Below are 5,418 nucleotides of genomic sequence, written 5' to 3'. Positions count from 1 at the left end.
CGCAGTCCTTATTGCCGGGAATGGCGCCGGCCTTCGCGTACAGCGGAAAGCAGATGTCGTCGCCACTATCTGCGTTCGCGCTGAACGCGACCAGCATCAGCGTGAAGGCGATCAGGAAGCGAGACAGGATGCCAGCCGCTCGTCCCCGTGTTGTCCGGTCTTTCATTTCGCTCCTCCTGTTGTTCGTTTCGCCAGCAAAGGCGCAAGAACTTTAAAGAGGAAAACGAAAGAATTGCTTAGGAAATTTCCGAGCTAGCTGATTGCATTGAGGTACGCGATGCTCGGTTAGGGGGTGGTAGTAGCAAGGAAGGTGATTGTCTGAAGCGGAAGGTGGACTCGTTGTAAGGGCCAGGTCCTTGCGGCGCAAGGAGGTGTGGGAAAGACGAGGAGCCGTTTTGGAAGGGCGCACAGTGCGTTTCACCGCGGCAACAGCGATGCTATATGTAAAAGGCCGTCTCAGAGCGAGGCGGCCTTTTCAATCGCGCGTGTCTTATTGCAAGTCGTTTTTAAGCTCAGTTCGGCGCGCCGTGCTTATCGCACCCATGCTCACAGCCGCTCTGATCCAGCGGCATCTGCTGCGCCGCTTCCGCGCGAATGCCGAGGCGTTCGAGGAGCTTGCGGTCCGCTTCGGCTTGCGGATTGCTCGTGGTCAGCAACTGATCGCCATAGAAGATCGAATTCGCGCCAGCGAGGAAACACATCGCCTGCAGCGCTTCGTCCATCTGCTCACGGCCGGCCGACAGACGCACCATCGCGCGCGGCATCGTGATGCGGGCAATCGCGATCGTACGGACGAATTCGAACGGATCAATGGCTTCGGTGCCGGTCAGCGGCGTGCCTTCCACCTGGACCAGGTTGTTGATCGGCACCGATTCCGGATACGGCTCCATGTTCGCGAGTTGCGCGATCAGGCCGGCGCGTTCACGGCGCGATTCGCCCAGGCCGACAATACCGCCGCAGCACACATTGATGCCCGCCTCGCGCACGCGTTCCAGCGTATCGAGACGGTCCTGATACGTGCGCGTCGAAATGATCTGGCCGTAAAACTCCGGCGACGTATCGAGGTTATGGTTGTAGTAGTCGAGGCCCGCTTCGCGCAGACCTTGCGCCTGATGCGTTTCGAGCATGCCGAGCGTCACGCAGGTTTCGAGGCCCATTGCCTTCACGCCGCGGATCATGTCCTTGATCGGCTCGAGGTGACGGTCCTTCGGATTGCGCCACGCCGCGCCCATGCAGAAGCGCGTCGCGCCGTTGTCCTTGGCGACCTTGGCGGCGGCCAGGACTTCATCGACCGGCATCAGCTTGTCGGCCTGCAGACCGGTGTCGTGATGCACCGACTGCGGACAGTACGCGCAATCTTCCTCGCAGCCGCCGGTCTTGATCGACAGCAGGGTGGACAGTTGCACGGTGTTGGCGTCGAAATGTTCGCGATGGGTTTGCTGCGCGCGGAACATCAGGTCGTTGAACGGCAGTTCGTACAACGCGACGATGTCGACGACGCGCCACTTGGCCAGCGTTTTGGCAGTTGCAGCAGCGTTGTTGGCGGTAGCCGTGTCGGCTGGGCTCGGAGCGATGTTCAGTTGCGTCATGTCGTCAATCCTCATGGATGGATGTGATGGATTCTCAGCGCTGCGCGTGGCGCAGCGTCTGCAGGAGTCGGTTGATATCGAGTTGCCCGGCCGCGAGTTCGGGCGAAGCCGGCGTCAAATGCGGCACGATGCCGAGCAACGGCGCGTCGTATTCACGCGCGAGATGCTCGCGGATCGACGCGATGTTTTCGTCGGGGAACGTCATGTCCGGATCGATGCGGTTCGCCACCCAGCCGGCAAGCGTCAGCCCACGCGCGGCGATCGCTTCGGCGGTCAGTAATGCGTGGCTGATGCAACCGAGGCGCATGCCGACCACCAGCACGACCGGCAGCTTCAGCGCGACGGCGAGATCCGCGGTGTCCTGTGTTGCGGTTAGCGGCACGCGAAAACCGCCGACGCCTTCCACCACGACGATCTCCGCCTGTTCAAGCGCGCGCGCATGGCAAGCGACGATGTGGTCGATGTCGAATGTAACGTTTTCCAGCGCGGCGGCGATATGCGGTGCGGCCGGTTCCTTCAGCAGATACGGCGTGCGAATCTCCGGCGGCAGCAGGACGCTCGACGCGGCGTCGAGTTGATCGGCATCTTCGTTATGCAGCACACCGTTCAATTCGAATGCGCCGGCGGCGATCGGTTTCATCGCGGCGGCTTGCAGTCCTTCGCGAACGAAGCCGCGCAAAAGCGCCGCGGAGACGAAGGTCTTGCCGATTTCCGTATCGGTGCCGGTGACGAATAGGGACAGCGCCGTGCTCATGCCGCTTTCGCCCCGAGTTGTTGCAAGCCCGCTTCGAGCCGGTCCAGATCAGCGTGCGAGTGCGCAGCGGAGAGCGAAATGCGCAGCCGCGACGTACCCGTGGGCACCGTGGGCGGACGGATCGCCGGGACCCACAGGCCGGCGCGATCGAGCGTGGCCGCGATGTCCAGTGTGGCGTCGTTCGCGCCGATGATCAGCGGCTGCACGGCGGTGTGCGAATCGACCGGCAACCACGGCGTCGCCTTCAACATCGCGCGCGTGCGTTCGATCAATTGCTGAAGATGCGCACGCCGCGCGTCGCCTTCTTCGCCGCCGATGATACGCAGACTCGCGGACACCGCATGCGCCGCGGCGGGCACGGAAGCCGTCGTGAAGATGTACGGACGCGCGCGCTGCACGAGCCATTCGATCACGGTTTCATGCGCGACGACGAACGCGCCCGACACCCCCGCGGCCTTGCCGAGCGTGCCGATCGAAATCAGATTCGGCGAGCGTAGCGCGGCTTGTGCAACCGCGCCGCGTCCTTGCGGACCGAGCACGCCGAAACCGTGCGCGTCGTCGACGATCAGCCATGCGCCATGCTGTTCCGCGAGTTCAAGCAGACGCGGCAAGGGCGCGATATCGCCGTCCATGCTGAACACGGTATCGGAGACGATCACTTTGACGTCGGCGTCCGACGCGTCGAGCATCGCGCTCAACGCTTCCATGTCGCAGTGCGGATAGATCTGCACATCGGCGCGAGACAGGCGCGCGCCATCGATCAGCGACGCGTGATTCAACGCATCGGAGAAGAGCGTCGTGCCGCGGCCCGCGAGCGCGGTGAGCGTGGCCAGATTCGCCATGTAGCCCGTGCTGAAGTAGAGCGCGCGCGCGTTGTCGACGAAGCCGCCGGCGAATTCGGCGAGATCGTCTTCGAGTTGCGCGTGCGCGCGCGAGTGACCGCCGAGCAGATGCGAACCGCCGCTGCCCGCGCCGTAACGCTGCGCGCCCTCTGCGATGGCCGCGATCAATTGCGGATGGGCCGCGAGTCCGAGATAGTCGTTACTGGCGAAGCCGATGATCTCGCGGCCGTCGACGGTCATGTGCGCGGCGCACGGCGTGTCGGCAGTGCGGCGGCGACGGCGCAGGCCGCGCGCGTCGATTTCCTTGAGGCCTTCGGTGAGTGTGTCGAGCAGGTGCATTAGCAGGTCTCCGCGAGCGTGGCTTCGAAGGTTTCGCGCGTGCGCGAGGCGAGCAGCGCGATTTCTTCGTCGTCGAGGATGTAAGGGGGCATCAGATACACCGTCGTCGAAATCGGGCGCAGCAGCAGCTCGCGCTGCAACGCGTTTTCGAAGAAGCGGCGCGAGAATGTTCTGGCTTGCTGAGCGTCGTCGATTACTGCGTCGAAGGCGAAGATCGTTCCGCACTGACGCAGATTGCGCACCTGCTGGTGGTCGGCGAGCGGTGCGAGCGCGGCTTTCAGCTTGCCGGACTTCTGTGCGTTGACGGCGAGTACGTTGTCGCTTGCGAACAGATCGAGCGTGGCGAGCGCCGCGCGGCACGCGAGCGGATTGCCGGTGTACGAATGCGAGTGCAGGAAGCCGCGCGCCGTGTCGTCGTGATAGAAGGCCTCGAAAATTTCATCGCGCGACAACACGATCGAGAGCGGCAGATACCCGCCGCTGATGCCTTTCGACAGACACAGGAAGTCCGGCCAGATGCCGGCTTGTTCGCAGGCGAAGAAGGTGCCCGTGCGTGCGCAGCCGACAGCGATTTCATCGGCGATCAGATGCACGCCGTACTGATCGCAGAGCGCGCGCAAGCCGGCGATATACGACGCGTCGTGCATTGCCATGCCGGCCGCGCACTGCACGAGCGGCTCGACGATCAGCGCGGAGATTTTCGTGGCGCGGGCTTCGAACAGCGAGCGAACCTGATCAAGCGCACGGCGCGCGACGTCGGCCGGGTTTTCACCGGCTTGCGCGAGGCGCGCATCGGGCGAAGCGACGACGTGCGCGTTGCGGATCAGCGGATCGTAGGCATCCTTGAAGAGTGCGACATCGGTAACGCCGAGCGCGCCGATGGTTTCGCCGTGATAGCTGTTGGCGATGCAGACGAATTCCTGCTTGTCCGCGAAGCCGCGATTGCGCCACGCATGGAAGCTCATCTTCAGTGCGATTTCGACGGCGGACGCGCCGTCGGATGCGAAGAAGGCGTGGCCGAGCGTGTTGTGGGTGAGCGCGCTGAGGCGCTCCGCGAGTTCGATGGCGGGCTCATGCGTGCAGCCGGCGAGCATGGCGTGTTCCAGCGTGTCGAGCTGGTTTTTCAGCGCCGCGTTGATGCGCGGGTTGGCGTGGCCGAAAAGGTTGACCCACCAGGAGCTGATCGCGTCCAGATAGCGGTTGTTCGAACGGTCGTAGAGCCATGCGCCCTGGCCTCGCGCGACGGCGATGAGCGGCAGGTGCTCGTGGTGTTTCATCTGGGTGCAGGGGTGCCATACGGCACGCAGGCTGCGGGTGATCCAGTCTTCAGGGGATGCTGACTTTTCCAAAAGGTACTCCGAGGTGCTTTTTTGCCGTTGCACGGCTGGCTTTTTTTAGGGCCTTTTCATTCGCGGTTTTCTTTGCGCTGCGCGCGGCCTTGGAAGACTTGCGGAGGTGAGATTAGCGGTTTATTTCGTGCTGCGCACCAGGGGTTGAGGGGCGGTTTTTGCCTGCGGCGCTGGGGTTTAGGGCTGTTCGATGCAGGTGGTTTCAGTTTCGGTCTAAAGGTCGATGATCGGCGGAGTTGACGACGGTAAAGTAGTTGGAGCTTGTTGGGGGAATTACCTGCGGCGCTGGGGTTTGGTTTTGGTTTGTTTGGCTGCGCCGCGATTGTTTGTCTGTTTGCCTACGGCGTTGGGCTGGTTGCCTGCGCGCGGTTGTTTGCATTGTGCTTTTACGGCGTTGGCCTTTCCTTGATTTCTTATTGGTCTATTAGCGTCGCCCCTGTGCGGGGCGGGCACCTACTTTTCTTTGCCTGCCGCAAAGAAAAGCTAGGCAAAAGAAAGCGGCTCAAACCGCGAACTCTTAAGCGGGTCCCCTGGCTTGGAGGGGG

Annotated in this window: 5 protein-coding genes; 1 reads left to right on the top strand and 4 read right to left on the bottom strand. The window is 62.8% G+C overall.

The features are described from left to right. Positions 1–512: 512 nt before the first annotated feature. The 4 genes from bioB to bioA are packed head-to-tail and all read right to left on the bottom strand — an operon-like array spanning position 513 to position 4,873. Positions 513–1,589 (bottom strand): biotin synthase BioB, encoded by a 1,077-nt coding sequence (bioB, locus tag QOC89_RS18895; protein WP_323046422.1) that lies wholly within the window; start codon positions 1,587–1,589, stop codon positions 513–515. Positions 1,590–1,623: 34 nt separating this feature from the next. Beyond that, positions 1,624–2,343 carry a dethiobiotin synthase gene (gene bioD, locus QOC89_RS18890; protein WP_323046421.1) on the bottom strand — a complete coding sequence of 240 codons (720 nt, stop codon included), beginning with the start codon at positions 2,341–2,343 and terminating at the stop codon, positions 1,624–1,626. After that, positions 2,340–3,524, bottom strand: a complete 1,185-nt coding sequence (gene bioF, locus QOC89_RS18885; RefSeq protein ID WP_323046420.1) for an 8-amino-7-oxononanoate synthase — start codon at positions 3,522–3,524, stop codon at positions 2,340–2,342. The genes bioD and bioF overlap by 4 nt, the downstream gene beginning before the upstream one ends. Continuing rightward, on the bottom strand, positions 3,524–4,873 hold the full coding sequence (gene bioA / locus QOC89_RS18880; RefSeq protein ID WP_323046419.1) for an adenosylmethionine--8-amino-7-oxononanoate transaminase: 1,350 nt from the start codon (positions 4,871–4,873) through the stop codon (positions 3,524–3,526). Before bioA ends, bioF begins: the two co-directional genes overlap by 1 nt. Positions 4,874–5,134: 261 nt before the next feature. Between bioA and QOC89_RS18875 the strand changes: the two genes are divergently transcribed. Next, positions 5,135–5,418 (top strand): hypothetical protein (locus tag QOC89_RS18875; RefSeq protein ID WP_323046418.1); only part of this gene is annotated, 284 nt, incomplete at its 3' end.

Source organism: Paraburkholderia sp. (assembly GCF_034668105.1).
In the GTDB taxonomy this organism is placed as follows: Bacteria; Pseudomonadota; Gammaproteobacteria; order Burkholderiales; family Burkholderiaceae; genus Paraburkholderia.
Note: the sequence above shows the minus strand (reverse complement) of the source record. Positions and strands in the feature narration are given on the sequence as shown.